The following is a 24,109-nucleotide window of genomic DNA, read 5'->3' as shown; positions in this document are numbered from 1 at the left end:
TCTCGGCGCGGATGATCCGGCCCGGTCCGGTGACCGTGGTGGAAAGGGTCGCGCACGCCCGTGCCGAGGCGCAGCGGGAGACCTTCGACCGGCTGGCGCACGAGTTCACCCCGCAGCGGTGCGACCAGCTCGACGGGCTGCCGGTGACCGACCCCGAGGTCGGTACAACCCGGTTACGGTGGTTGTCCACCGGCCCGGTTGAGGCCTCCCCAGGGTGGGGCAGGGAACTCGTCGTCAGGTGAAAGGCCCGTCACCGTCTCTGCTCCGGAGTCAGGACGTGCCGGGTCCGGTCCCCGGTCCAGGCCGCTTCGAGGATCGCGGTCAGGCTGGCGGTGTCGGTCGGGCCCGGATGGTTCTGGATCAAGCGGGTGACGCCACCGGCCATCTCCGCGAAGCGCGGGAGGTCGGCGCGTGCCACGCCGATGTCCGCCAGGGTGGCAGGGATGCCGATGTCGGCAAGGAGCCCGTCGAGCCAGGTGAGGAACGTATCCGCGGCCTCGGCATCCGAGGCGTCGGTCACGTCGAGCCCGCACACCCCGGCGAGGATGGCCAACCGGTCGCAGATGGCATCCCTGGCCGCGTCCAGCGCGTAGGGCAGCAGCAGCCCGACGCCCAGGCCGTGCGGTGTGTGGGTGGATGCGCCGATGGGGTACTGGAGGGCGTGCGGAGCCGCGTTGCCTGCGTGGGAAAATGCGAGCCCGGCCAGCATGGACCCGTAGGACATGTCCGCGCGCGCGTCCTTGTCGCCTCCGTCCCTGACGACACGGGGCAGGCTGCGGGCGATCCGCTCCGCGGCCAGGAGCGCGTAGTGATCGGTGATCGGGTTGCGGCCGAGGAAGACCTGCTCCACCGGGTCGCGCGGTCCGTGGGCCCGGGGTCGCGCGGTGTAGCTCTCCACCGCGTGACAGAACGCGTCGATGCCGGAGTGGGCCGTGACGGTCGCAGGGCAGGTATAGGTGAGCTCGGGGTCGACGATGGCGAAGTCGGGCACGATGTGGACGCTGGAGACCCCCACCTTCAGCTCGCGGTCCGGGTCGGTCAGCACCGAGACGGGCGTGAGCTCGGAGCCGGTGCCTGACGTCGTCGGGACCGCGATGAGAGGAATCGTCGGCCCCGGCACCTTCGACTCGCCGTAGAAGTCGCGCGGCGTCCCACCGTGGCGCCGGATGACGCCGACGATTTTGGCGAGGTCGATCACCGTGCCACCCCCGATGGCGAGGATCACGTCGGCGTCCACCTCTGCGGCGACCGAGACGGCCAGGGCGACATCGGCGAGTGGCACGTCCGGAGTCGCGTCGGCGAACACCCCGACGACTTCGACCTTCTTGCGCACGGCGGCCACGATCTCGGCCACGCCGGGCTGCCCCAGAAGAACCCGGTCGGTCACGATGAGGACTCGCGAGCCACACTCGGCCACCACTCGTGGGATGTTCTGCGCGACCCCTTCGCCCACTATCAGCTGGCGTGGTCCGCGGACGGTCTCAAGCATGTCAGTGCCTCTCTGGAACGTCGGCGGTGATGTGCTGGGCGGACGTCCAGGTCACCTGCGAGACCGGGACGGCGTCGGCGAGGTTGGCTGCCGGGTGGCGCAGGCGCGCGCCGGGCTCCCAGACTCGGTCGTGCCCGGGCGTCCTCGGGTCCAGCGGATTCGTGCCGGCCGTGGCCCGGGTCCCGCTCCGCGTGTGGAGGCCGTTCAGGTCAGGTGTGCACGGGGCGCGGTGATCCTCGGCGGGCACCCGGAGCGGCGGGCCGGTCACGGTAGGTCGATCGCCGCGTAGGTGACGTCGAGGTACTCAAGGATGCCCTCGTGCGACCCCTCCTTGCCGATCCCGGACTGCTTCACGCCTCCGAACGGGGCTGACGGGTCCGAGATCAGACCACGGTTGATGCCGACCATCCCCGTCTCCAGCCCCTCGGCGAACCGGAGCGCCCGCTGGAGGTCACGGGTGAAGACGTATCCGACCAGGCCGTGCTCGGTGTCGTTGGCCTTCGCCATTACCTCGTCGTCGGACGTGAACGAGATGATCGGCGCCACCGGGCCGAAGATTTCCGCCTCCAGCATCCGCGCGTCTTCGGGCACGTCGACGAGGACCGTAGGCGGGTAGAAGCAACCCGGCCCATCCGGACGCTCGCCGCCCACCAGGACACGGGCGCCGCGATTGACCGCGTCGGCGACAAGCTCGTCGATCTTGGTGACCGAGGCCTCGTCGATCAACGCCCCGACGTCCACGCCGTCGTCGAGACCATGGCCCACCGAGAGCGCGCCCATCCGCTCGGCGAAGCGCGCCGTGAACTCCTCGCGCACCGGCTCCTCGACGTAGATTCGGTTGGCCGCGATGCAGGACTCCCCGATGTTGCGCATCTTGGCCACCATGGCGCCGTCGAGCGCGACGTCCAGGTCCGCGTCGGCACACACGATCAAGGCCGCGTTGCCGCCCAGTTCCATGGAGGTGCGCAGCACGTTGTCCGCCGCCTGTCGTAGCAGCACGCGTCCGACCTCGGTCGACCCGGTGAACGAAAGCTTGCGGGTCCGACGGTCGGCGAGCAGTGCTGAGACCACCTCGCCGGCACGCTTGGTCGTCACGACGTTGACGACGCCCGGGGGAACGCCGACCTCCTCCATGATGCGGGCCAGGAACAGCATGGTGAGTGGCGTCTGGGCTGCCGGCTTGGTGATCGTCGTGCAGCCCGCCGCCAGCGCAGGAGCGATCTTGCGGGCCCCCATGGCCAGCGGAAAGTTCCAGGGCGTCACGAAGACGCACGGTCCGACCGGCTTCGGCACGGTGAGGATGCGATATCCACCGGCGGGAGCGGTGTTGTAGCGCCCCTCGACGCGCACCGCCTCCTCGGCGAACCAACGGAAGAACTCGGCGCCGTAGGCCACCTCTCCCCGAGCCTCGGCGAGCGGCTTGCCCATCTCGAGCGTTATCAGCCGGGCGACCTCCTCGGATCGCTCGGTCAGTGCCCGGTACGTCGCGGTCAACAACTCTGACCGTTTTCGCGGCGGGGTCGCCGCCCATTCCGTCATCGCCTTGCTCGCCGCGTCCAGAGCGGCGAGCCCGTCAACGACGCCGGCGTCCGCCACCTCGGCGATGGTCTTGCCGGTGGCCGGGTCCTCGACGACAAAGGTGGCTCCGCCGGCGGCGTCGCGCCAGGCGTCGCCGATCCGGAGCCGCCGGTGCTCGGGGGCCAGGACGTTCATCGGGTCACTCATCGCGTCGCCTCCTGTGATGTTCTTGGTGATGTCCGGCGTGACCTCGGCGATCGCGCCACACGCGTTGACGAACGGCTCACACGACCCCGTCGGGGTCGAGGTTGCCGAGCGGGTCGAACGTGGCCTTGGCCCTGGCCGTGGGGCGACGCCCCGCGCCACCGATCGCCTTCCCGGGCCATGGCTGCTTCAGCGTCGTCAGGCCGTGCTCACCGGTGACGGTCGGCCGAGGCTCGATTGCCACGTGCGGGCGCATGGTGACGTCGCCGCCCTGCGCGGTTACCTCCCGGCCTCGGACAGCGCCAGCCCGGTGCCCGCATCGAACAGGTGCGCACGGTCCAGGTCGACCGTGACCTGCAGCCGCTCGCCCGGCGTACCGGTGACGGTGGGTCGTGCCTTGACCTTGAGGATCTCCGTCCCCACTCGGACGTCGACCACCGTTCGGTCACCGAGCGGCTCAAGGCCGTAGAGCTCACCCGACAACGACGCGTTCCCACGCTTCTCGACGGACAGGTCCTCCGCGCGCAGGCCCAGCAGCAGCGGACGACCGTCCTCGGCCGTGGTCCAGCGGGGCCGCGGCAGCGTCCAGCCTTCCGCACCGACCAGACGATCTCCCTCGGCGTGGCAGGCGAGCAGGCTGATCTGCGGGCTCCCGACGAATCCCGCGACCCACCGGTTGGCCGGACGCTCGTACACCTCGGTCGGCGTTCCGACCTGTTGCACCTTCCCCTCCTTGAGGACCGCGACCTGGTCGGCCATGGACAGGGCCTCGACCTGGTCGTTGGTCACGTAGACGAAGGTCGCTCCGAGGCTCCGGTGGATGCGGGTGAGCTCGGTGCGCATCTCGACGCGGAGCTTGAGGTCGAGGTTCGTCAGCGGCTCGTCCATGAGAAACGCGCGCGGGCTGCGGACCAGCGCCCGGGCCAGGGCGACACGCTGCATCTCACCGCCCGACAACTGCGCCGGACGACGCTGCAGCAGACGTTCGATGTGCAGCAGGCTCGACATCTGCTCGACGGCAGCGGCGATCTCGCTCGAAGAACGGCGGCGTGCCCGCAGCGGCGAAGCGATGTTCTCGTACACCGTGTGTCGCGGGTAGAGGGCGTAGCTCTGGAAGACCATGGCCAGGTCGCGTTCGGCCGGGGCGTCACCGGTCGCGTCCCTCCCGTCCAGATGCACCGACCCGGCGTCAAGCCTGTCAAGGCCGGCGATCGCTCGCAGGGTCGTCGTCTTGCCTGCCCCGGAGGGTCCGAGCACGACGAAGAACGATCCGTCCGGCACGTCGAGCGTCACGTCGTCCAGAGCCTGGACTTTGCCGAAGGACTTGCACAGCCCGTGCACTGCCACGGTTCCCATCAGGCCACCAGCTCTTCCGTGCTCACGTCGTAGACCACCGGGGGCCCGCCGGTGTGCCGCAGCCCGACCGGTGCGTCACCGGCGAAACGGACAGTCGGTGCCATCCGAACCCGTACGTCGCGCTGACCGCCGTAGTCGACCACGTAGATGATTTCGTCGCCCAGCCACTCCGCCGAGACCACGCGGGCCGGGACCGAACCTTCCGCTCCTGGTTCTGTGACTTCCAGCGCCTCCGGCCGGACGCCTGCGACGAGGCCACGGTCGCGCGGCAGGCCTGGCGGTGGCGTGAGGACCAGTCCGCCCTTACTGCGCAGCTGCCCGTCGGCCGCCTCCACCTCAATCAGGTTCATCGGCGGGGAACCGATGAATGCGGCGCAGAAGAGACTCGCCGGACGGTCGTAGACCTCCAGCGGCGTGCCGATCTGCTCGACGCGGCCCTTGTTGAGGATGGCGATTCTGTGACCGAGCGACATCGCCTCGACCTGGTCGTGGGTGACGTAGACCATCGTCGTCCCCAACTCCCCCTGCAGGTGCTTGATCTCCGTGCGCATGTCCGCCCTCAGCTCCGCGTCCAGATTGGTGAGGGGCTCGTCCATGAGGAATGCACGCGGTCGTCGCACCAGGGCGCGAGCAAGCGCGACGCGCTGCTGCTCCCCGCCGGACAGCCGGCTCGGTCGCCGGTCCAGGAGCGGACCGAGCCGCATCAGCCGTGCGGCCTCGTTGACCCGCTCCTCCACCTCCGGCTTGGGCAGGCCCTCGGCCCGCAGTGGGAACGCCAGGTTGTCGCGGGTTCTCAGATGCGGGTAGAGAGCGTAGAACTGGAACACCATGGCGATGTCGCGCTCAGCGGGCGGCAGGTCGTTGACCAGCGTGTCGCCGATGCGGATGTCGCCCGTCGTCTGCCTCTCCAGGCCGGCGATGGCCCGCAGCGTGGTCGTCTTGCCGCAACCCGAAGGGCCGAGCATCACGAACAGCTCGCCGTCGCCGATGGACAGGTCCACGTGTTCAACCGCGACCGTCCCGTCCGGGTAGCGCTTGTGCAGGGCGGTCACCTCGATGCCCGCCATCAGCGTCGCACCGCCCCGAGCGTCACACCGGCGATGAGGTGCTTGCGCACCAGGTAGGCGAAGACGAGCACCGGTAGGGCGAACACCACGGAGGCGGCGGCCACGAGACCCCAGTCCACAGTGGTTCCACCGATGAGGCCGGCGATGGCGGGTGGGGCCGTCCGCACGGTGTCACTGGAGGTAAGGAAGATGGCGAACACGAACTCGTTCCACGAGAAGATGAGGGCGAAGACCGCCGTCGCGGCGATACCGGGCACGAGCAGGGGAAGGGTGAATTTCCAGAACGCCTGCAAGCGGGTGTAGCCGTCGAGCATGGCGGCATCCTCGTACTCCGCGGGCACCTCGTCGACGAACCCCTTCATCATCCAGATCGTGAACGGGACGTTGAAGGCGGCGTAGATGAGGATCAGGCCGAGCTTGGTGTCGATGAGTCCGACCTGGCGGTACATGAGGAAGATCGGGATCACCACCACCACGGGCGGCATGAAGCGGGTGGACAGGATGAAGAACAGTTGGTCCTTCTTGGCCTTCACGGAGAAGCGCGAGTAGGCCCAGGCCGCCGGGACCCCCAGCACGGTGGCCAGCACCGTGGAGACCCCGGCGACCACGACGGAGTTGAGGAACGCGACGGACAAGGTCGAACGACCGCCGCCGGAGGCGACGAACACGTCCTTGAAATGCTCCAAGGTGACCGTGAAGTCGAAGAACTTGGCCGGGATGGCATAGACGTCCCGGTTCTCCTTGATGGACGTCTCGATCATCCACAGCACCGGGAAGAGCATCACGACGGCCAGCACGGTCAGTAGCGCGATCTCCAGCACGGAGCGGCCCCGAAAGCCGAAGCGGCGCGCGGCGGGCGTGCGATCCCGGACAGGACCTGTGGACACGGCCTCGTCGACGGAGACGGCCATCAGTCCTCCTTGAGCTTGTTCAAGTAGCGCAGGTAGAGCTGCGTGAGGACGATGACGATGAGGACCATGAGGATCCCGTATGCCGAGGCGGTTCCGGTGTTGAAGCCCAGGAACGCCACCTTGTAGACGTGGAACGACAACGTCTCGGTGGAGACCCCCGGACCCCCGCTGGTGAGGATGTAGACGAGGTCGAACAGCCGGAAGGCCTCGATGGCCCTGAACAACACGGCGATGAGGAGCAGCGGCCACACCAGCGGAAGAGTGATGAACCGGAACCGGAACCACTCGGACGCCCGGTCGATCGAGGCGGCCTCGTACAAGTACTTGGGGACCGCGGTGAGGCCCGCAAGTGCGATGAGCATGATGAACGGCGTCCATTGCCAGGTGTCGACCACGATCAGGGAAATCAATGCCGTTCGCTGCCGGGTGAGCCACTCCACCTGCCCCAGACCGAGCGAGCCGAGCATGCTGTTGATCACGCCGAACTGCGCGTCGAGCATGAATTTCCAGAACAGCCCGACCACGACCTGCGACAGCATCATCGGAACCAGGAACAGAGTGGTCAGCAGTCCTCGCCCGTGCGTGCGCCGTGAGATCAGGTAGGCGATGGCGAAACCGAGCACGGTCTGCAGGGCGACCGCGCCGACCACGTAGAGCAACGTCGTCAAGGCCCTCAGGTGGACCTGCGCCGAAGTCAGGATGGCGGTGTAGTTCTCGAACCAGACGAAATGGGCCGACCCTCCGCGGGTGGCCGAGTAGTCGGTGAAAGACAGGTACAACGCCCACAGCAACGGAAACACCGACATTGCGAGCAACAGCAGCAGCGCCGGGGAGATGAAGGCCACGGCGAGCCAGCGGTCGCTCAACCGGCGGGACCAGCCCGGTGCGGGCGGCGTCGCGGACGCCACCTGCCCGGGGTGGTCGGTCGTCAGAGGGACGGAACCACTCACAGTCCGCCGCCGCCCTTGCGGTTGCCGGAGTCGAGGACGCCCTGCTGCTCCTTGGCGATGTCGTTGAGCGCGTCCTTCGGATTCTTCGCGCCGTTGAGAGCCGCGTTCACGTTGGTGTTCTCAATGTCGACGAGGCGCGCGTACTCGGGCACGTTCCACATGTCCCGCATTCGCGTAACCGAGTCGGCGTACACCTGGTTGAACGGCCCGGCATCGAGGAACTCGGACGACTCCAGGGCGTCCGTACGCGCCGGCACGCCACCGGCCGCGGCCCACTTCTTCTGGACGTCGGCCTGCTCGAACCACTTCATGAAGTTCAGGGCCTCCGCCTGGTTCGCCGCGGGGGAGTAGGCCGATACGTGCATCCCCATGCCGCCGAGAGGCACCAGGTTCGTCTTCTGGGTCGGCAGGGTGGCAAAACCCAGCTTGCCGAGAATCTCCTCCCGCGTGGTGCCGAGCGTCGACTGCTTCGGGTCGAGCAGGCCGCCGCTCGCGGCGATCCAGTTGAACGCGATGCATGCCTTGCCCTGGGCGACCGCCGCGTTCACCTCGTCGATGAACCAGTTGCCGGAGCCCGCGGCGGTCAGCGGCTTCATCTTGTTGACCAGGACGTCCATCGCCTCCTGGCCCGCAGCGTCGTTCATGACGCCGTCGATCTTGCGCGCCTTGGGGTCCCAGAGGTTGCCGCCGTAGACGCCGTTGACCGTGTTGTAGGTGACGGCCGCGGCGTCGGAGCCGTTGGCCTGGTGGAAAGCCAGCCCGCTGACGCCGGGGTTGTCCGCCTGGCACTTCGCGGCGACTGAGATCATCTCGTCCCACGTCTGCGGCGGCTTGTCGCCGATCAGGTCCTTGCGGTAGATCATCGTCCAGGTGTCGCCCAGCAGCGGCAGTCCGTACAGGCTGGCGTTTTCGTCGCGCTTCCCGGTCTCCGCCTGGGGGTACTGGCCGTAGGCGGCCAGGAGGTACGGGTTGTAGGCCTTGACGTCGATGTTCTGCTTGACGAAGTCGGTGAGGTCGAGGATGTTGCCGTTCGTCACGGCCTCGCCGATGTGCTGCGAGTCCAGGATCGGGATGTCGAAGTCGGTTTTGTGCGCTGCGAACTGGGTGAACATCGCGTCGTGCCAGTTCGCGTTCGGCACGGTGTTGACCTTGATGGTCACGTTCGACCGCTGCTTGGTGTACTCCGCGTTCGCGAAGTCTTCCAGCGCGTGGGCGGGGGGCCAGTCGAACCAGATGAAACTGAGGGTCAGCGGGTCCTTGGTGAGCTCCGGGATGGTCGCCGGTGCCTTGGGGGCGCTCGCCTGAGCGCCGTCGTCCTGGCCGCAAGCCGCCAGGGTCGTGGCCACCAGCATGGCCGCCGTCGCCAGCTGCACCTTTCGACCGGGAACGGACAGTCGTCCTATTCGCTGTGGATGCCGCATCTTCTTGCCTGCTTTCTGGGTGGGGACTTCTGGAGCCTTGCTGCGTGCTTCGCCGAGCAGTTGCTGGGTTGTTCAGGCGTGTTGCCGGCTGTCGCAGGGGCTGACCCGCAGACCGGCGTCACGAGTACGCCGCGACGTGATGGGGCTTCAGGCGGTCGAGAAGTCCTTCGGTCCTCGGGTGGCCCGGTGGCGAACCGAGGGGAACGTCGAGCATGCTCATGGGAGCTCCGACTGATCGAAGCAGAGCGATGGAGGGCGGTTCCGCGTTGAGTGAAGGATGGGGGGCATCCATCACCTTTCCTATACGATCTGAGGTGGGCGTCAGCATCCCTCAGCGTTGCGACCGATGTCAACAGGTTCCCGAAGACGCAAGAAAGGACCTCACGTCACGATGGACGACGAAGTGATGATCGCGCGGCGCCGTGAGGCCGTGACGGGCGGAATGCCGCCGGGAAGATCTCGCGGCCGGCTTGCCGACGAGGTGTACGACACGCTGCTCGGACAGCTGATGTCGCTACGGATCGAGCCCGGCTCCCGCGTCACGATCGACGTCCTGGCGCGAGAGCTGGGGGTCTCGCAGACGCCGATCCGAGACGCTCTGAACCGCATGGAGGCCGAAGGCCTGGTCGTGCGTGTGCCCCATGCCGGCTATCGCATTCCCCCCCAAATAACCCGTCATCGATTCGAGGACATGCTTGAGCTCCGCCTGCTCCTCGAGCCGGCAGCGGCGCGCAGATCCGCCGAACGCGCATCCTCGGAGCAGGTGGCCGGTCTGCGACGGATGCTGGAGGAGATGGCGGAGTTGGAGGGGGGCGACGGGCCCATGGCCTATGGCGCCTTCGGGCTACGCGACGCCGCTTTTCACGATCTCGTCGCCCTGAGCGCGGAGAACCAGGTCATCCGCGAAGCGCTCGCCCGCCTGCACACGCACGTGCACCTGTTCCGGCTTCTCCACGACACCCAGGTCACCCACTTGGCCATGGCCGAGCACGAAGCGGTTCTGGCCGCGATCGCCGCGCGTGACCCCGACGCCGCCGCCTACGCCATGCGCCGGCACATCCTGCTGTCCGGCGAGCGGTTCCGACGATTGTTCGACGAGGCCGAGGGCGCGGACGGAATGGCGGTAAAGGCTTGACGGGCGGGCTGGGCCGAGGAATGCTAACCCAATCGGATCGGATCGGATCGGATCTGATTCACCTCATCCGCCCCAGATGCGAGGAGAAGTAGGTGCCCAGAGCGCTGCTTCTGACCGGCGACGCCGCCGAGGAGCTCGACACCATGTATCCCTACTATCGCGTGCAGGAGGGCGGCTGGGACGTTGACGTCTCGTCACGGACGATGCGTGACGTTCAGCTGGTCATCCACGAGTTCGACCCCAACTCCGACGCCTACGTGGAGAAGAACGGCCGAAAGTTGCCGGTCGACGTGCCCTGGGCCGAGGTCGACGTCGAGCGCTATGACGCCCTCATCATCCCCGGGGGACGCGCCCCCGAGTGGATCCGGGTCGACGCCGACGTCAGGCGCATCACCGAGCACTTCTTCGCGCGCAACCTCCCGATCGCGCTGGTGTGCCACGGCGCGCAGGTGCCGGCGGTGTACGGGCTGTTGAAGGGTCGAAAGACGGCGTGCTTCCCCCCCATCACCGGTGACATGGAGAACGCGGGCGCGACGGTCGTCGACGCTCCCGACGTCGTGGACGGCAACCTCGTCTCCTGCCGAGGGTGGCCGGACATGCCGCAGTTCGGCAGGGCCATGATGGAGGTCTTTTCGAAGTCCATCAACTCCGCATCGGCATGAGCACACCGGATCTGTCGACTGTGACGGCACTTCGGACCGTCACAGTCGACGGCTCCCCCGTCCACGTCATGGAGAGCGGCACCGGGCCCGCGGTGCTGATGCTGCACGGCTCCGGACCCGGTACGACCGGATCCGGAGCCTGGGCGACGACGGCACAGGCGCTGGGCACGTCCTGGCACCTGGTGGCTCCTGACCAGGCGGGGTTCGGCCGTACACCGATCCCGGCGGGCTCCAGGGGCCTGCTCCGGCTGTGGACGGAGCAGGCCGCGGGCCTGATGGATGCTCTCGGTGTCGAGCACTACGCCGTGGTGGGCCACTCCATGGGCGGTGCCGTGGCGCTGGCGTTGGCGGCCGCGCGTCCCCAGCAGGTCACCCGTGTCGTGGCGGTCTCGACGATGGGCGCTCCCGGGGCGCCGCTGTCCGCCGAGCTCGACGCGGTCTGGGCCGCCCCCGCCGGCCCGCTCGGGGCACGAGACATGTTGAGTCGCCTCGTCCTCGACCAAGCGCTCGTGACCGAGCCCGCCGTCGCCGCCCGTGCAGCTGCGATGCGAGCGGGGGCGGCCGCGTTCGCGTCGTTGTTCCCTCCGCCTAGGGCACGTTGGGCCGACGAACTCACCCTCTCGGCGCAAACGCTGGCAGGGGTCCGCGCGCCCGTGCTGCTCGTCCACGGCGCCGAGGACCGGGTCACCCCGCTCGGGACGGCGGCCCTGCCCCTGCTCGAACACCTGGCCGATGTCCGTCTGCACGTGCTCGGCCGATGCGGGCACGTGCCGGCGCTCGAGCACCCGCACGACTTCAGGCGACTCCTGTCGTGCTTCCTCGGCCGGGAACGAGGTCACTGATCGCCGCGACAGGTCCGCAGCCCGTACTCAAGCAGATCAGCATGAGCAGGCGTGATCCGCGCAGAAGCCAGCGCCCTCCCCGAGAACCGAGCCATGACGAGGCAGCGGCCGAACCGGGGCGGCCCGCCCTGATCGCCGGTCGGCGCGGAGCCCTCAGGCGCCGTCCAGGGTCGCGGCGGCGACCGGGCGGAGCCGCAGTCCCAGCCGCTCATACAGGCTGATCGCCTGGTGGTTGCCGGTCTCGACCATCAGCGCGACCCGGCCGTGCCCGGCGACGAGTGCCTCAAAGACGAACCGGCACAACCTCTCCCCGTAGCCCCGGCCCCGGTGGGAGGGGGCGGTGGCCACTCCGGCGACGAACCCGACCTGCGGGCAGGACCAGGCGTCGGCGGCCGTGGCCACCAGTGTCCCGTCCTCGGCGCGCAGTCCCGCCCAGCGGCGGACTCCCGCCACCCCGGGAGTCGCCCACGAGGAGGGAGAGGCCTCGGCCAGCAGGGCGCTCACCTCCCGCTCCGCGCCCTCCAGCCACCCGCCCGCCGCCGGGGCTTTCGCGGGCGGCGGCGGGCGGGTGGCGTCCATCCACTCGAACGACGCCAGCGTCCGCACCCCCGGCACCCGCTCGGCCAGCTCGCCCAGCAACGCCCGGTCGCCCAGCAGCCGGTAGGAGGGGTCCAGCTCCGGCCGCACCAGCCCCACCAGCCGGGCCACCTGCGGCGCGGGGCCGCGCACCGTCAGCCGGTCACGGCGGTTGAGATCCGGGCTGGCCACCGCCACCGCCTCCCCCAGCGCCCACGCCCGCACCCCGGCGCCCATCCCCCGCGCCGCCCACACGATCATCGTGTCGTCGTCGCAGGCGGCGACCACGTCGCCGGTCGCGGTCAACTCCACAGCACGGCCTTCCACCGACGAGCGCCCTTCTCAGAGAATCGCGCCGGGGACATAGGCCGCGCCGGCCGGATAGCGGGCGGTGATCTCACCGATCCGCGCCACGACCGCCTCGACCTGCTCGGCGGCCGCGCCGGTGAAAGCGATGCGCTCTCCCAGCAGGTGCTCCAGTGCCGCCCGGTCCAGCGGGAAGCGCTCGTCGGCCGCCAGCCGCTCCACCAGCTCGTTGCCGGCGCCCCGCTCGCGCATCGCCAGCGCCGAGGCGACCGCGTGCTCCTTGATCAGCTCGTGTGCGCTTTCGCGGCCCACCCCGGCCCGCACCGCGGCCATCAGCATCTTCGTCGTCGCCAGGAACGGCAGATACCGGTCCAGCTCGGCGGCGATGACCGCCGGGAACGCCCCGAACTCCGCCAGCACGGTCAGCATGGTCTCCACCAGGCCGTCGAAGGCGAAGAACGCGTCCGGCAGCGCCACCCGCCGCACCACCGAGCACGACACGTCGCCCTCGTTCCACTGGTCCCCGGCCAGCTCCCCGACCATGGAGGCGTAACCCCGCAGGATCACCGTCAGCCCGTTGACCCGCTCACACGAGCGCGTGTTCATCTTGTGCGGCATCGCCGAAGAGCCCACCTGGCCCTTCTGGAAGCCCTCCGTGACCAGCTCGTGCCCGGCCATCAGCCGGATCGTCTTGGCCAGCGAGGAGGGGGCGGCGGCCAGCTGGACCAGCGCCGTCACCACCTCGTAGTCCAGCGAACGCGGGTAGACCTGCCCGACGCTGGTGAAGCGGTGCGCGAACCCCAGGTGCGCCGCCACCCCGTCTTCCAGCTCCGCCAGCTTCGCCCGGTCCCCGCCCAGCAGGTCCAGCATGTCCTGGGCGGTGCCGACCGGCCCCTTGATACCGCGCAGCGGATAGCGGGCGATCAGCTCCTCCAGCCGGGCGAACGCCACCAGCAGCTCATCGGCCGCCGAGGCGAACCGCTTGCCCAGCGTCGTCGACTGCGCCGCCACGTTGTGCGACCGGCCGGCCATCACCGTGCCCGAATGCTCGGCCGCCAGCGCTCCCAGCCGCGCCAGCAGCGCCACGCACCGCCCGCGCACCACGACGAGGCTGTCGCGGATCTGCAACTGCTCGACGTTCTCGGTCAGGTCCCGCGACGTCATGCCCTTGTGCACGTGCTCGTGCCCGGCCAGGTCGTTGAACTCCTCGATGCGGGCCTTGACGTCGTGGCGGGTCAGGCGTTCGCGCTCGGCGATCGAGGCCAGGTCCACCTGGTCGATGACCTTCTCGTAGTCGGCCACCGCCGTCTCGGGAACCTCCACCCCCAGCCGCGCCTGCGCGGCCAGCACGGCCAGCCACAGGCGCCGCTCGGCCACCACCTTGTACTCGGGAGACCACAGACGGGCCAGCTCCGCCGAGGCATAGCGGGCGGCCAGGACATTGGGGATACGCGGCTTGGCAGTCACGTTCCCTCATTGTATTGCGCCCCGCACGGTCCGGCCCACGCAGGGGCGGCGACCGCCGAAACGGCCGATCGCCGTACGGCGGCGCGAGTGGCGCGCGCCGTACGGCGATCGGTGAGGCAGCGAGAGGCGAGAGGCGAAGGACCCTAGTGGGCCGGCGTCAGCTCCTCGGCGTCGTAGACCTTCACCTCGGCCTCGTGCCTGCCGGCCTTCGGCTTGCGGCGCAGACGCTCCTTGGTCCGCTCCAGCATCACGTACAGGGTCGGCACCAGCACCAGCGTCAGCAGCGTCGACGACAGCAGGCCGCCGATCACCACGATCGCCAGCGGCTGGGAGATGAACCCGCCCGACCCGGTCAGGCCCAGCGCCATCGGGATCAACGCGAAGATCGTCGCGACCGCGGTCATCAGGATCGGCCGCAGTCGGCGCCGGCCGCCCTCGATCACCGCTTCCACGATGCCCAGTCCCTGCGCGCGGTACTGGTTGATCAGGTCGATCAGCACGATCGCGTTGGTCACCACGATGCCGATCAGCATCAGCATGCCGATCAACGCCGGGATCCCCAGCGGCGTGCCGGTGATCAGCAGCATGCCGATCGCACCGGTCGCCGCGAACGGCACCGACACCAGCAGGATCAGCGGCTGGGCGAAGCTCCGGAACGCCGCCACCATGATCATGAAGACGATCGCGATGGCCGCCAGCATCGCCAGCCCCAGCTGCCCGAACGCCTCGTCCTGCTGCGCGCTCACCCCGCCGATGGTGAACGTCGCCCCGGCCGGGAGCGACAGCGCGTCCAGCTTCGTGGTCAGCGCCGTGGTCACACTGCCCAGGTCACTGCCGGTGGCCGTACCCGACACCGTCGCGCTGCGCTCACCGTCGATCCGGGTCACCTGCGTCGGCCCGTCGACCTTCGCCACCGTCGCCACGTCCGACAGCTTCACCATGCCTGCCGCGGTCGGCAGTTCCAGCGCGCCGACCGCCTTCAGGCTCTCCGGCGCGTCCCCGCTGCGCATGATCAGGTCACCGGTCCGCCCGTCCAGCGTGACCTGGCCCAGCGGCGCCCCGCGGAACTGCTGCGCCACCAGCTGCCCGATCTGCGTCTCGCTCAGCCCCTTGGCCGCGGCCTTCTCACGGTCGACCTGCACCTCGATGCGCTGCGCGCTGGCCGCCAGGTTCGACGCCACGTCCCGCAGCCCGCCCACACCGGCCATCGCCGCGCGCACCGTCTCGGCCGCGCTGTTCAGCGTCTCGGTGTCCGGCGCCTGCACGATCACCTGAAGCTGGTTGGTCGCACCGCCCGGGCCGCCCTGACCGCCGCCCACGGTGATCTCGCCGGCGTCGGTGACGGCCTTGAGCCGCTCACGCAGCGTCTCCTCCAGCGCCGAGGAGTCGGCGCCCTCGGCGACCGTCACCGAGTAGGAGGCACGATCGCCGCCCCCGCCGGACCCGCCCAGGAATCCGCCGCCGCCTCCCACGTTGACCTGATAGGCCTTCACGTCCTTGAGGGAGCCCAGCACCTGCTCGACCTTCTTGGCCGCCGCGTCCGTCGTGGCCAGATCCGTGCCGGGCGGCATCTTCTGGCTGAGGGAGACGGTGTCCTGCCCCGTGGAGTCGAGGAAGTTGGTCTCCAGCCGTCCCGCCAGGCCCATCGTCCCCGCGAAGATCAGAATACCGACCAGCAGGGTGACCAGCCGCCGCTTCGTCGCGAAACGCAGCACCGGCAGGTAGGCCCGCTGCAACGGGCTGCGCAGCTCCTTGGCCTCGGCCTCCTCCCGTACCGCGCGCGCCTCCTCGGCGTTCAGCACCGGCGCCTTCAGGAACCAGTAGGCCAGCACCGGGATCACCGTCAGCGACACCAGCAGCGAGGCCAATAGCGCCACCGTCACCGTGATCGCGAACGGCGCGAACAGCTGCCCGACCATGCCCCCGACCACCGCGATCGGCAGGAACACCGCCACCGTGGTCAGCGTCGAGGCCGTCACCGCGCCGCTCACCTCACGCACACCCGCCAGCACCGCCTTGCGTTTCTCCTCGCCGTAGCCCAGGTGCCGCTTGATGTTCTCCAAGACCACGATCGAGTCGTCGACCACCCGCCCGACCGCGATGGTCAGCGCGCCCAGGGTGAGCAGGTTGAGGGAGTAGTCGCCCAGCCACAATGCGATCAACGCGATGATCACCGACAGCGGGATCGACGCCGCCGTCACCAGCGTGGAGCGCACCGACAGCAGGAAGATCAGAATGACCAGCACCGCGAAGGCCAGGCCCAGCAGGCCCTCGGTCGCCAGGTCCTCGATCGAACGTTCCACATACGGCGCCTGGTCGAAGACCACCGTCACCTGCGAGGGCCCGCCGATGGCCTGCGTGATCGCCGGGTCCTTCAGCTTCTCGCGCACCGCGTGAGAGATCGCCACCGCGTTGCCGTCGGGGGACATGGTCACCGACACGCCCAGGCTCGGCTCGCCCTTGGTACGCGTCAGCGAGGTGCTCTCGGCCAGCGCCCGCTCAACCGTCGCCACCTCGCTCAGCTTCACCGGCTTGGGCGCCGCCGGCGGGCGCTGCTGCACCTGCCCGACCGGCTGCCCCGGCACCGTACGGCCCTGCGGCGACTGGGGAGCGACCTGCGGCGCGGCCGCAGGCGTGAGATAGAGGTCCTTCAGTTCCTGCAGCGTGGTGATCCGGCTGCCGACCTGGACCGTCAGCGACGTCTGGTCCTCGGTCAGGCTGCCCGCCGCCACCGGCTGGCCGTTGGCGCGCAGCGCGTCGGTCACCGCGGTCGGCGCCAGCCTGTGCGCCGCGAGCTTCTTGACGTCCGGGGTGATCACCACGACCTCGTCGCGGGTGCCGGTCACCGTGGCCTCGCTGACACCGTCGATGCCCTGCAGCGCCGGCACCATGACCCGCTCAAGCGTGTCGGCCGTGTCCCGCTGGTCGCCGCCGTCGCCCACCGCCAGCACCAGCACCGGGATGTCGTCCGTGCCGCCGGTCAGGACCTGCGGATCCACCCCGGCGGGCAGCTGGGCGCCGATACGCGACACCGCCTGCTGCATCTCGGTGACCGCGGCGTCGATGTCGGTGCCGTACTCGAACGACACCTGGACCTGCGCCATCCCCTCCCTGGAGGTCGAGGTCATCTCGGTGACCCCGCCGATGCCCTGGAAGCTGCTCTCGATCGGCTTGGTGACCTGCTCCTCGACGATCTCGGGCGAAGCCCCCTGGTAGGGGGCGACCACGAACGCGCCCGGGAACGAAAGCGACGGCAGCAGCTGTTGTTTCAGCGACGGGATCGCGAAGGCGCCGAACGCGCTCAGCACGAGCGCGATCAATATGACGAGGCTGCGGTTGGCAAGGCTCAACCTGGCCAGGGCGGTCATGGGGGCGGGCTCCTAGGGGGACGTCATCGTAAGATTCGCCCCAGACTAACACTTCGCTTCATACGAATATTTAGCGTTGTCGTGTGATCCTGATAACCTTCTCAGGAAGCGAGAGGTGAGTGTGGACGACGAACGCGACCGGCTGATCGACCGAATCGGTGAAATGCAACGTGACCTGGGACGACTCCTCGCCCAGGACCGTTCCTCCTCACCGCTCTTCGACTCCAACCTGACCATGCGCCAGCTCAAAGTCGTCATGATCCTCTCCTACCAGGACTCCGCCTCCGGCCAGGATCTCGCCCATCATCTCGGCGTCGGCCTCGGCACCGTCACCGGCATCGTCGACCGCCTCGTCGGCCACGGCCTCGTCACCCGCCGCGAAGACGTCCACGACCGCCGCGTCCGCCGCGTCAAGCTCACCCCCGCCGGGCGCACCCTCACCGAGCAGATCGCCGACACCGGCCTCGCCGACTTCCGCCGTCTCCTGCAGTGCCTCGACACCGCGACCCTGCACGACCTCTCCAACGTCATGGACAAGATCCAGGACGCCGCCATCACCCTTCAGATGGACAAGATCCAGCATCACGCCGCCACCTCGCAGTGAGGGATGCCATTCAAAGGTAGGATGATAGGTTCCTTTGGTATGCCTGGATACCTCGACGACCTCTTCTCCCTCACCGGCCGCGTCGCCCTCGTCACCGGCGGAAGCTCCGGCATCGGACACACCATGGCCCAAGCCCTCGGCCGCGCCGGCGCCGCGGTCGTCATCGCCGCCCGCCGCACCAAAGAACTCCACGAAGCCACCCAGAACCTCCACGACCTCGGCATCCACGCCGCATCCGTCAGCGCCGACCTCGCCGACCGCGACGACGTCACCCGCCTGTGCCGGCAGGCCTCCACCTTCTTCGGCGACATCGACATCCTCGTCAACGACGCCGCCAACAACATCCGCCGCCCCATGAGCGACCTCACCCCCGACGACTACGACCAGACCATGGCCGTCAACATCACCGCCCCCTACCTCCTCGGACAGCACTTCGGCCCCCGCATGGCCCGGCGCGGCTGGGGCCGCATCATCAACATCGGCTCCCAGCAGTCCATCGGCGCCTTCGGCGACAGCGGCGCCTACGGCGTCTCCAAAGCCGCCATCACCGGCCTCACCCGCTCCCAGGCCGAAGCCTGGTCACCCCACGGCGTCTGCGCCAACACCGTCATCCCCGGCTTCGTCCTCACCCCCCTCACCGAACCCGCCCAAGCCGTCCCCGGCCGCGTCGAAGCCCTCGCCGCCCGCTCCATGACCGGCCGCAACGGCACCCCCGCCGACTTCGCCGGCATCGCCGTCTTCCTCGCGAGCCGGGCCAGCGACTACCTCACCGGCCAGGCCATCTGCGTCGACGGCGGCTTCTCCGTCCACTGACGCCGTTCACCTCGTTCCCGATCTCCCGTAGGGGGTCAGGCCCCAGGCAGCCGGTCCTCGCGCGGGATCGGGGCGGTTCGCCGGTCGCCGGTGGCGACCCAGTAGGCGACACGCCTCGCCGCCGAAGCAGGTACTGGCGTCACCGGAAACGACAGGCACCGCCGCTGCCGGGTCAAAGGACGTTTGCTGGAGATGGCCCTCCGGGGAGGCCGCGTTTTGCGGAGCCCGGGTAGGGCTTTGACCGGTGACGTCAAGGAGGGCGGACATATGCGAGCAGCATTCATGTACGGCGCGGGGGACGTGCGGATCGACACGGTCCCGGACCCGGTGATCCAGCAGCCGACCGACGCCCTGGTACGAGTCGTGACGACCTGTATCTGCGGATCGGACCTGCACCCCTACCACTCGATGCCCGCCGGCGAGGCCTCCCCGATGGGACATGAGTTCATCGGCGTCGTGGAGGAGACCGGCGGCGAGGTGTCGACGGTGAAACGAGGCGACCTGGTGATCGCGCCGTTCGCCTGGTCCGACGGCACGTGTGAGTTCTGCCGCGAGGGCTTGCAGACCTCCTGCCTGCACGGCGGCTTCTGGGCGACCGGCGGAATCGGCGGCGGCCAGGCCGAGGCCGTCCGGGTGCCGCTGGCGGACGGAACCCTGGTCAAGGCGCCCGTCGGCGAGGATTCCGAGCTCCTGCCGCACCTGCTGACCCTCTCCGACGTGTACGGCACGGGCTATCACGCCGCCAAGCGCGCGAACGTCGGCCCCGGCGACAAGGTCGTGGTGATCGGCGACGGCGCCGTCGGCCTGCTGGCGGTGCTCTCGGCCCGGCAACTGGGCGCCGAGCAGATCGTCCTCATGGGACGGCACAAGGACCGCACCGACCTCGGCCGCGCGTTCGGCGCCACCGACGTGGTCACCGAACGCGGGCAGGAGGGCATCGCCAAGGCCCGGGAGCTGACCGGCGGCCACGGCGCGGCCAAGGTGCTGGAGGCCGTCGGCCACATGCCCGCCTACGAGCAGGCGGTCGGCGTGGTCCGGGCCGGCGGGGTGATCTCCCGGGTCGGGGCACCGCAGTACGAGGACGCCCCGGTCGGCTTCGCCAGCCTGTTCGGCGCCAACATCACCCTGACCGGCGGGCCCGCCCCCGCGCGCGCCTACATCGAGAAGCTCATGCCCGACGTCCTTTCCGGCGCCGTCCAGCCGGGCAGGGTCTTCGACCGCACCATCGGCCTCGACCAGACCCCCGACGGCTACGCCGCCATGGACCGCCGCGAGGCCCTCAAGGTCCTCATCCGCCAGCCCTGACGAGGAGAAACACCATGGAGCAAGTGACGCTCGGCACCCTGACCGTCGGCCGAATCGGCCTGGGCATGATGGGCATGTCCTTCGCCTACGGCGGCGCGAGCAGCGACGACACCGAGTCCATCCGAACCCTCCACCGCGCCGTCGACCTCGGCATCACGCCGGAGCCGCGACCATCCGCCGCGCCCACGCCATCCACCCGATCACCGCGCTCCAGACCGAGTACTCACTGTGGACCCGCGACCCCGAACCCGAGATCCTCCCGCTCCTGCGCGAGCTGGGCATCGGCCTGGTCGCCTACTCCCCACTGGGCCGCGGCTTCCTCACCGGCGCCATCACCGCCGACACCCGCTTCGAAGCGGGTGACTTCCGGGCCTCCAACCCGCGCTTCACCGGCGCCAACTTCGACCACAACCTCCACCTCGCCGACCAGGTCAAGGCCATCGCCGCCGACGCCGGCGCCACCCCGGCGCAGGTCGCGCTCGCCTGGCTGCTGTCCCGCGGCGACGACATCGTCCCCATCCCCGGCACCAAGCGCGTCACCCGCCTGGAGGAGAACACCGCCGCCGACGCCCTCACCCTCACCCCCGAGCAGACCACCCGCCTCGACGCCCTCGCCGACGCCGCGGGCGACCACCACAACGAAGCCCAAATGAAGATGATCGGGCTGTGACGCTGAGCCCGTTTGCTCAGCCGACCCCCTCCCGGCTGACGCCCTGCCGTCGACCCGCCCACCGATGCCGGACATGATTGAATATCGCCCCTGAACCTCAAACCCCCAGAGGCGCCCATGAGCCCCACCACGACCCGGCAAGCCGTCAACGCCCGCCGAGCCGTGTCCTACTTCTTCCTCCTGCTCGGCGCCGTCTCCGGAACCTGGGCCGCACGCATCCCCGCGGTCAAACAGAACCTCGACCTCAGCGCCGGACAACTCAGCTACGGCCTCTTCGCCGTCGCCGCCGGACTCGTCATCGGCATGCGCTTCGCCGGACGCCTCACCGACCGCCTCGGCAGCGCCCGCCTCATCACCCCCGCCGCCATCATCACCGCCCTGACCGTCATCCCCCCCGGCTACGCCCCCAACCTGCCCGCCCTCGTCGCCACACTCTTCGTGTTCGGCCTCGTCAACGCCTCCCTCGACGTCTCCATGAACGCCCACGGCGTCGAAGTCGAACGCGCCTACGGCCGCCCGATCATGTCCTCCTTCCACGGCATGTTCAGCATCGGCGGCCTCCTCGGCGCTGGCATCGGCGGCTCGTTCGCCTGGCTCGATCTCGGCGCCGGCACCACCCTCGCCGCCGTCGGCATCCCCCTCGCCCTCATCTCCCTCTACGCCAGACGCCACCTCCTGCCCCACACTCCGCCCGCCACCGGCACCACCGCACCCGCCCGAGCCCGCTGGACCGGCTGGATCGCCCTCATGGGCATCGTCGCCTTCGCCGGACTCGTCGGAGAAGGCGCAGCCGTCGACTGGACCGCCGTCTATCTCTTCGAAGACCTCGGCGCCTCCCAGGGCCTCGCCGCCCTCGGCTTCGCCACCTTCTCCACCGCCATGACCATCGGCCGCTTCGCCGGCGACCACCTCGCCCTGCGCCTGGGCCCCGTCCGCCTGGTCCGCTACTCCGGCATCATCGCCGCCCTCGGCCTGAGCGCCGCGCTGCTCATCGGCACCGTCCCCGTCGCCATCACCGGCTTCGCCCTGTTCGGCCTCGGCCTGGCCACCATCGTTCCCCAGGTCTTCTCCGCGGCCGGAAACCACGACCCCGCCCGCGCCGGAGAGGCCATAGCCCAGGTCGCCACCATCGGCTACGCCGGACTCGTCGCCGGTCCCGCCATCATCGGCGGCGCCGCCGAGTTCCTCAGTCTGCCGGTGGCCCTGGGCATCCCCGCCCTCCTCGCCGCGTTCATGGCCGCCTCAGCCGGCGCCCTGCGTCCCCGTGCCCGGGCGACGCGTCCCTGAGGACGAGGGGTCGCGAACGACGGGAGTAACCCGCCACACCGAGGACCGGCATCCGGGAGTTCGTCCGCGACGTACACCGACCTCACCCCCGCAAACGGCTTGCGGCGCTTGCTTTCGGGGGCTGAGTCTTTAGTCGATACATATAAATGATCTTGAAAAAACCCGGCGCCTTTACAATGTAGATCAATAATTTGGGAGTAGGGGTCGACCGCATTCCGGCCGCACCCCGTTAAGAAGAGTCGTGTCACCAGGTACGCACGATCGTGTTGACCTTGGTGACGGTCCTCGCAACCGGGCCGGAATCACCCGCGATAACGCTTACGCCGTCCCACCAACCCAGTCCATCGGCCTGGGCCAATGCAATCGCATGCACCTGTGACACGACTCTTGACGACGCCCCAGCTCAGACTCGGGTGAACACCGCGTCGACGTCGACGGTGGCGGAGCCGGTGATCATGCCCATCTGGTTGCCGGAAACGCCGAAACGGTGTCGGTCCACGCTCCCGGTGACATGCGCGGTGAGCGTGCTCGCGGTCAACTCGGTGATCTCGGCGGTCAGCGTGACCGGCTCCCGCACACCTTTGATCGCCATTTCGCCGGTCAGTTCGAGTGCCGTGCCGGAGGTCCGCGCAGACTGCACGGTCATGACGATCTCGGGATGCTTTTCGACGTCCAGGAACTTGGCACCGCGCAGGTGTGCGTCGCGTTTCACGTGCCTGGTGTCGACCGATGCCGCACCAACGGTGATGACGCCTGCGACGGAATGGTCAGATCTGAGTTCGCCGCCACCACGCACGTCGGCGAACGCCGCCTTCACGGTCCCCATGCCCCAGAGTGTCCTGTGGGTGATGCGGACCGTCGTGCGAGCGGGGTCAAGTGTCCAAGAGCCGACAGCGGTGTCGGACTGGAGCAGGCGTTGGGTCAGGCCCGGGGTCATCGAAAACTCCTCAAGCGATGCATGAAAACGGTGAGACGGACACGCGGACCATGCGACCCTTCAGATCATCCGTTCTCCGGTCGATCTTGGATTGGCATGCCCCGGCTTGTCAGAGGTCGGTTATGTGAGTGCGCAGGCGATTGCCCGGTGGAGCGTCACCCGGATCCATCCGATCACCGGGCTCGGCAGGCGCTGATCGCGCCGAGGAACGTCATCGGCGCACAGGATCAGGGCACGAGCACCAGCTTGCCGCCGGCGTGGCCGCCCTCGCTCTTGCGCTGGGCCTTCGCCGCCTCGGCCAGCGAAAGCACTTCGTCGATCCGGACCCGCAGCGTGCCGTCGGCGACCCCGCGCAGCTGCGCACCGATCACCGCGGCCACCTCCTCGGGGGTCGTATTGGCAGCCGGCGACATGACCACGCCGAGCTTCTGGGCCCCCATGTCGGCGATGGTGACGATACGATCCGTGCCGCCCCGCAATTCGATCGAGTCGGGCAGCGCCCCGAAGCCCGCGGCGTCGAACACCGCGTCCACGCCCTGAGGAGCGACCGCCCGTACGCGCTCGACCAGGCCCTCGCCGTAGGCCACCGGGACGGCCCCGAGTCCGCGAAGGTAGTCGTGGTTGGCGGGGGAAGCGGTGCCGATCACGTTCCCGCCGCGCGCCACGGCGAGCTGCACGGCGAGCGTGCCCACGGCACCGGCGGCGCCGTGCAGCAACAGGGTTTCGCCCTTCTTGAAGTCCAGCTCGCGCAGCACTCGATCCGCGGTCTCACCCGCCTGGGGCAGCGCGACGGCCTGTTCCCAACCGACCTCCGCGGGTTTGTGCACGACGGTGGCCATGAGGGCGTGCTCGGCGTAGGCACCGCCCTTGGTCCAGCCCACGACCTCGTCGCCGAGGGCGAAGCCGGTGACGCCCTCACCGACCTCGTCGACGATCCCGGCCGCCTCCAAACCCGGCACGGACGGCAGCGGCGTGGGCATGAAATCCTCGAACCAGCCGCGACGCACCTTGAAGTCCACCGGGTTGACGCCGATCGCCTGCACGGCGATGCGCACCTCGCCCGGACCCGCGTGGGGCTCCTCGACCTCCTTGAGCCGGAGAACCTCGGGCCCACCGAACTCCTCGAAAACTATTGCCTGCATTGGTCAACCTCCAGCGTGAGAACAGCAACGTCCGACCGGCCGGACACACAGCCGGTCGCCCCAGCACATCCATCATCGA

23 protein-coding genes are annotated in these 24,109 nt (G+C 69.3%); 9 read left to right on the top strand and 14 right to left on the bottom strand.

Features of this window, described 5'->3' with window-relative positions:
• The first annotated feature begins 29 nt into the window (after nt 1-29).
• Complete coding sequence (locus tag DKM19_RS21215) at nt 30-242, top strand: hypothetical protein (RefSeq protein ID WP_204358912.1); 213 nt, start codon at nt 30-32, stop codon at nt 240-242.
• 8 nt (nt 243-250) lie between these two features.
• Here the strand turns inward: DKM19_RS21215 and DKM19_RS21210 are convergent, their stop codons facing one another.
• The 9 genes from DKM19_RS21210 to DKM19_RS21175 form a co-directional block, all read right to left on the bottom strand.
• On the bottom strand, nt 251-1,489 hold the full coding sequence (locus DKM19_RS21210; protein ID WP_110697709.1) for an iron-containing alcohol dehydrogenase: 1,239 nt from the start codon (nt 1,487-1,489) through the stop codon (nt 251-253).
• A gap of 1 nt (nt 1,490) precedes the next feature.
• The gene (locus DKM19_RS21205; protein WP_110697707.1) at nt 1,491-1,757 is read right to left on the bottom strand and encodes a hypothetical protein; all 267 of its coding nucleotides are present in this window, start codon (nt 1,755-1,757) and stop codon (nt 1,491-1,493) included.
• Complete coding sequence (locus tag DKM19_RS21200; protein ID WP_110697705.1) at nt 1,754-3,214, bottom strand: NAD-dependent succinate-semialdehyde dehydrogenase; 1,461 nt, start codon at nt 3,212-3,214, stop codon at nt 1,754-1,756. Before DKM19_RS21200 ends, DKM19_RS21205 begins: the two co-directional genes overlap by 4 nt.
• 76 nt (nt 3,215-3,290) lie before the next feature.
• A complete protein-coding gene (locus DKM19_RS49590) occupies nt 3,291-3,455 on the bottom strand; it encodes an FAD-linked oxidase C-terminal domain-containing protein (RefSeq protein ID WP_162641650.1) in 165 nt (54 codons plus the stop codon).
• Nucleotides 3,456-3,490: 35 nt separating this feature from the next.
• The gene (locus DKM19_RS21195; RefSeq protein WP_110697703.1) at nt 3,491-4,567 is read right to left on the bottom strand and encodes an ABC transporter ATP-binding protein; all 1,077 of its coding nucleotides are present in this window, start codon (nt 4,565-4,567) and stop codon (nt 3,491-3,493) included.
• Nucleotides 4,567-5,634 carry an ABC transporter ATP-binding protein gene (locus DKM19_RS21190; RefSeq protein WP_110697701.1) on the bottom strand — a complete coding sequence of 356 codons (1,068 nt, stop codon included), beginning with the start codon at nt 5,632-5,634 and terminating at the stop codon, nt 4,567-4,569. Before DKM19_RS21190 ends, DKM19_RS21195 begins: the two co-directional genes overlap by 1 nt.
• Nucleotides 5,634-6,545, bottom strand: a complete 912-nt coding sequence (locus DKM19_RS21185; protein WP_110697699.1) for a carbohydrate ABC transporter permease — start codon at nt 6,543-6,545, stop codon at nt 5,634-5,636. The genes DKM19_RS21190 and DKM19_RS21185 overlap by 1 nt, the downstream gene beginning before the upstream one ends.
• Nucleotides 6,545-7,495 carry a carbohydrate ABC transporter permease gene (locus DKM19_RS21180; RefSeq protein WP_110697697.1) on the bottom strand — a complete coding sequence of 317 codons (951 nt, stop codon included), beginning with the start codon at nt 7,493-7,495 and terminating at the stop codon, nt 6,545-6,547. Before DKM19_RS21180 ends, DKM19_RS21185 begins: the two co-directional genes overlap by 1 nt.
• The gene (locus DKM19_RS21175; RefSeq protein ID WP_110697695.1) at nt 7,492-8,916 is read right to left on the bottom strand and encodes an extracellular solute-binding protein; all 1,425 of its coding nucleotides are present in this window, start codon (nt 8,914-8,916) and stop codon (nt 7,492-7,494) included. The genes DKM19_RS21180 and DKM19_RS21175 overlap by 4 nt, the downstream gene beginning before the upstream one ends.
• 391 nt (nt 8,917-9,307) lie before the next feature.
• On the opposite strand from DKM19_RS21175, the gene DKM19_RS21170 reads away from it, so the two are divergent.
• The 3 genes from DKM19_RS21170 (at nt 9,308) to DKM19_RS21160 (ending at nt 11,555) form a co-directional block, all read left to right on the top strand.
• Entirely contained in the window at nt 9,308-10,051 is a 744-nt protein-coding gene (locus DKM19_RS21170) for a GntR family transcriptional regulator (protein WP_110697693.1), read from the top strand.
• A 92-nt stretch (nt 10,052-10,143) separates the two neighbouring features.
• Nucleotides 10,144-10,713, top strand: coding sequence for a DJ-1/PfpI family protein (locus DKM19_RS21165; RefSeq protein ID WP_110697691.1), 570 nt, complete (start codon nt 10,144-10,146; stop codon nt 10,711-10,713).
• 20 nt (nt 10,714-10,733) lie between these two features.
• Complete coding sequence (locus DKM19_RS21160; protein WP_110697689.1) at nt 10,734-11,555, top strand: alpha/beta fold hydrolase; 822 nt, start codon at nt 10,734-10,736, stop codon at nt 11,553-11,555.
• 153 nt (nt 11,556-11,708) lie between these two features.
• Here DKM19_RS21160 and DKM19_RS21155 read toward each other — a convergent pair whose 3' ends face one another.
• The 3 genes from DKM19_RS21155 to DKM19_RS21145 form a co-directional block, all read right to left on the bottom strand.
• Nucleotides 11,709-12,443, bottom strand: coding sequence for a GNAT family N-acetyltransferase (locus DKM19_RS21155; protein WP_204358911.1), 735 nt, complete (start codon nt 12,441-12,443; stop codon nt 11,709-11,711).
• Between the two features lie 30 nt (nt 12,444-12,473).
• Nucleotides 12,474-13,904 carry an adenylosuccinate lyase gene (gene purB / locus DKM19_RS21150; protein WP_110697685.1) on the bottom strand — a complete coding sequence of 477 codons (1,431 nt, stop codon included), beginning with the start codon at nt 13,902-13,904 and terminating at the stop codon, nt 12,474-12,476.
• A gap of 143 nt (nt 13,905-14,047) precedes the next feature.
• Nucleotides 14,048-17,272, bottom strand: coding sequence for an efflux RND transporter permease subunit (locus tag DKM19_RS21145; RefSeq protein ID WP_110697683.1), 3,225 nt, complete (start codon nt 17,270-17,272; stop codon nt 14,048-14,050).
• 115 nt (nt 17,273-17,387) lie between these two features.
• Here DKM19_RS21145 and DKM19_RS21140 point away from each other — a divergent pair, with 115 nt between their 5' ends.
• From DKM19_RS21140 to DKM19_RS21120, 5 genes are all read left to right on the top strand, one after another.
• Nucleotides 17,388-17,876, top strand: coding sequence for a MarR family winged helix-turn-helix transcriptional regulator (locus tag DKM19_RS21140; protein WP_110697681.1), 489 nt, complete (start codon nt 17,388-17,390; stop codon nt 17,874-17,876).
• Nucleotides 17,877-17,915: 39 nt separating this feature from the next.
• The gene (locus DKM19_RS21135; protein ID WP_110697679.1) at nt 17,916-18,689 is read left to right on the top strand and encodes an SDR family NAD(P)-dependent oxidoreductase; all 774 of its coding nucleotides are present in this window, start codon (nt 17,916-17,918) and stop codon (nt 18,687-18,689) included.
• Between the two features lie 267 nt (nt 18,690-18,956).
• The gene (locus DKM19_RS21130) at nt 18,957-19,994 is read left to right on the top strand and encodes an alcohol dehydrogenase catalytic domain-containing protein (RefSeq protein WP_110697677.1); all 1,038 of its coding nucleotides are present in this window, start codon (nt 18,957-18,959) and stop codon (nt 19,992-19,994) included.
• 172 nt (nt 19,995-20,166) lie between these two features.
• Nucleotides 20,167-20,664 (top strand): aldo/keto reductase, encoded by a 498-nt coding sequence (locus tag DKM19_RS21125; RefSeq protein ID WP_369990586.1) that lies wholly within the window; start codon nt 20,167-20,169, stop codon nt 20,662-20,664.
• A 117-nt stretch (nt 20,665-20,781) separates the two neighbouring features.
• The gene (locus DKM19_RS21120; RefSeq protein WP_110697675.1) at nt 20,782-21,951 is read left to right on the top strand and encodes an MFS transporter; all 1,170 of its coding nucleotides are present in this window, start codon (nt 20,782-20,784) and stop codon (nt 21,949-21,951) included.
• A gap of 403 nt (nt 21,952-22,354) precedes the next feature.
• Here the strand turns inward: DKM19_RS21120 and DKM19_RS21115 are convergent, their stop codons facing one another.
• A complete protein-coding gene (locus DKM19_RS21115; protein ID WP_110697673.1) occupies nt 22,355-22,888 on the bottom strand; it encodes a YceI family protein in 534 nt (177 codons plus the stop codon).
• Between the two features lie 227 nt (nt 22,889-23,115).
• Nucleotides 23,116-24,030: an NADP-dependent oxidoreductase gene (locus tag DKM19_RS21110; protein ID WP_110697671.1), complete on the bottom strand. Its 915-nt coding sequence runs from the start codon at nt 24,028-24,030 to the stop codon at nt 23,116-23,118.
• Nucleotides 24,031-24,109 lie beyond the last annotated feature (79 nt).

Origin of the sequence: Streptosporangium sp. 'caverna' (genome assembly GCF_003203775.1) — a bacterium.
Classification (GTDB): Bacteria; Actinomycetota; Actinomycetes; order Streptosporangiales; family Streptosporangiaceae; genus Streptosporangium; species Streptosporangium subroseum.
Note: the sequence above shows the minus strand (reverse complement) of the source record. Positions and strands in the feature narration are given on the sequence as shown.

Excerpts from the sequence above, each read along its gene's own strand:
- DKM19_RS21135 (WP_110697679.1), top strand. The coding sequence starts at position 17,916 with ATGCCTGGATACCTCGACGACCTCTTCTCCCTCACCGGCCGCGTCGCC.
- DKM19_RS21115 (WP_110697673.1), bottom strand. The coding sequence starts at position 22,888 with ATGACCCCGGGCCTGACCCAACGCCTGCTCCAGTCCGACACCGCTGTC.
- DKM19_RS21210 (WP_110697709.1), bottom strand. The coding sequence starts at position 1,489 with ATGCTTGAGACCGTCCGCGGACCACGCCAGCTGATAGTGGGCGAAGGG.
- DKM19_RS21170 (WP_110697693.1), top strand. The coding sequence starts at position 9,308 with ATGGACGACGAAGTGATGATCGCGCGGCGCCGTGAGGCCGTGACGGGC.
- DKM19_RS21200 (WP_110697705.1), bottom strand. The coding sequence starts at position 3,214 with ATGAGTGACCCGATGAACGTCCTGGCCCCCGAGCACCGGCGGCTCCGG.
- DKM19_RS21130 (WP_110697677.1), top strand. The coding sequence starts at position 18,957 with ATGCGAGCAGCATTCATGTACGGCGCGGGGGACGTGCGGATCGACACG.
- DKM19_RS21120 (WP_110697675.1), top strand. The coding sequence starts at position 20,782 with ATGAGCCCCACCACGACCCGGCAAGCCGTCAACGCCCGCCGAGCCGTG.
- DKM19_RS21195 (WP_110697703.1), bottom strand. The coding sequence starts at position 4,567 with ATGGGAACCGTGGCAGTGCACGGGCTGTGCAAGTCCTTCGGCAAAGTC.
- DKM19_RS21190 (WP_110697701.1), bottom strand. The coding sequence starts at position 5,634 with ATGGCGGGCATCGAGGTGACCGCCCTGCACAAGCGCTACCCGGACGGG.
- DKM19_RS21145 (WP_110697683.1), bottom strand. The coding sequence starts at position 17,272 with ATGACCGCCCTGGCCAGGTTGAGCCTTGCCAACCGCAGCCTCGTCATA.
- DKM19_RS21175 (WP_110697695.1), bottom strand. The coding sequence starts at position 8,916 with ATGCGGCATCCACAGCGAATAGGACGACTGTCCGTTCCCGGTCGAAAG.
- DKM19_RS21110 (WP_110697671.1), bottom strand. The coding sequence starts at position 24,030 with ATGCAGGCAATAGTTTTCGAGGAGTTCGGTGGGCCCGAGGTTCTCCGG.
- DKM19_RS21185 (WP_110697699.1), bottom strand. The coding sequence starts at position 6,545 with ATGGCCGTCTCCGTCGACGAGGCCGTGTCCACAGGTCCTGTCCGGGAT.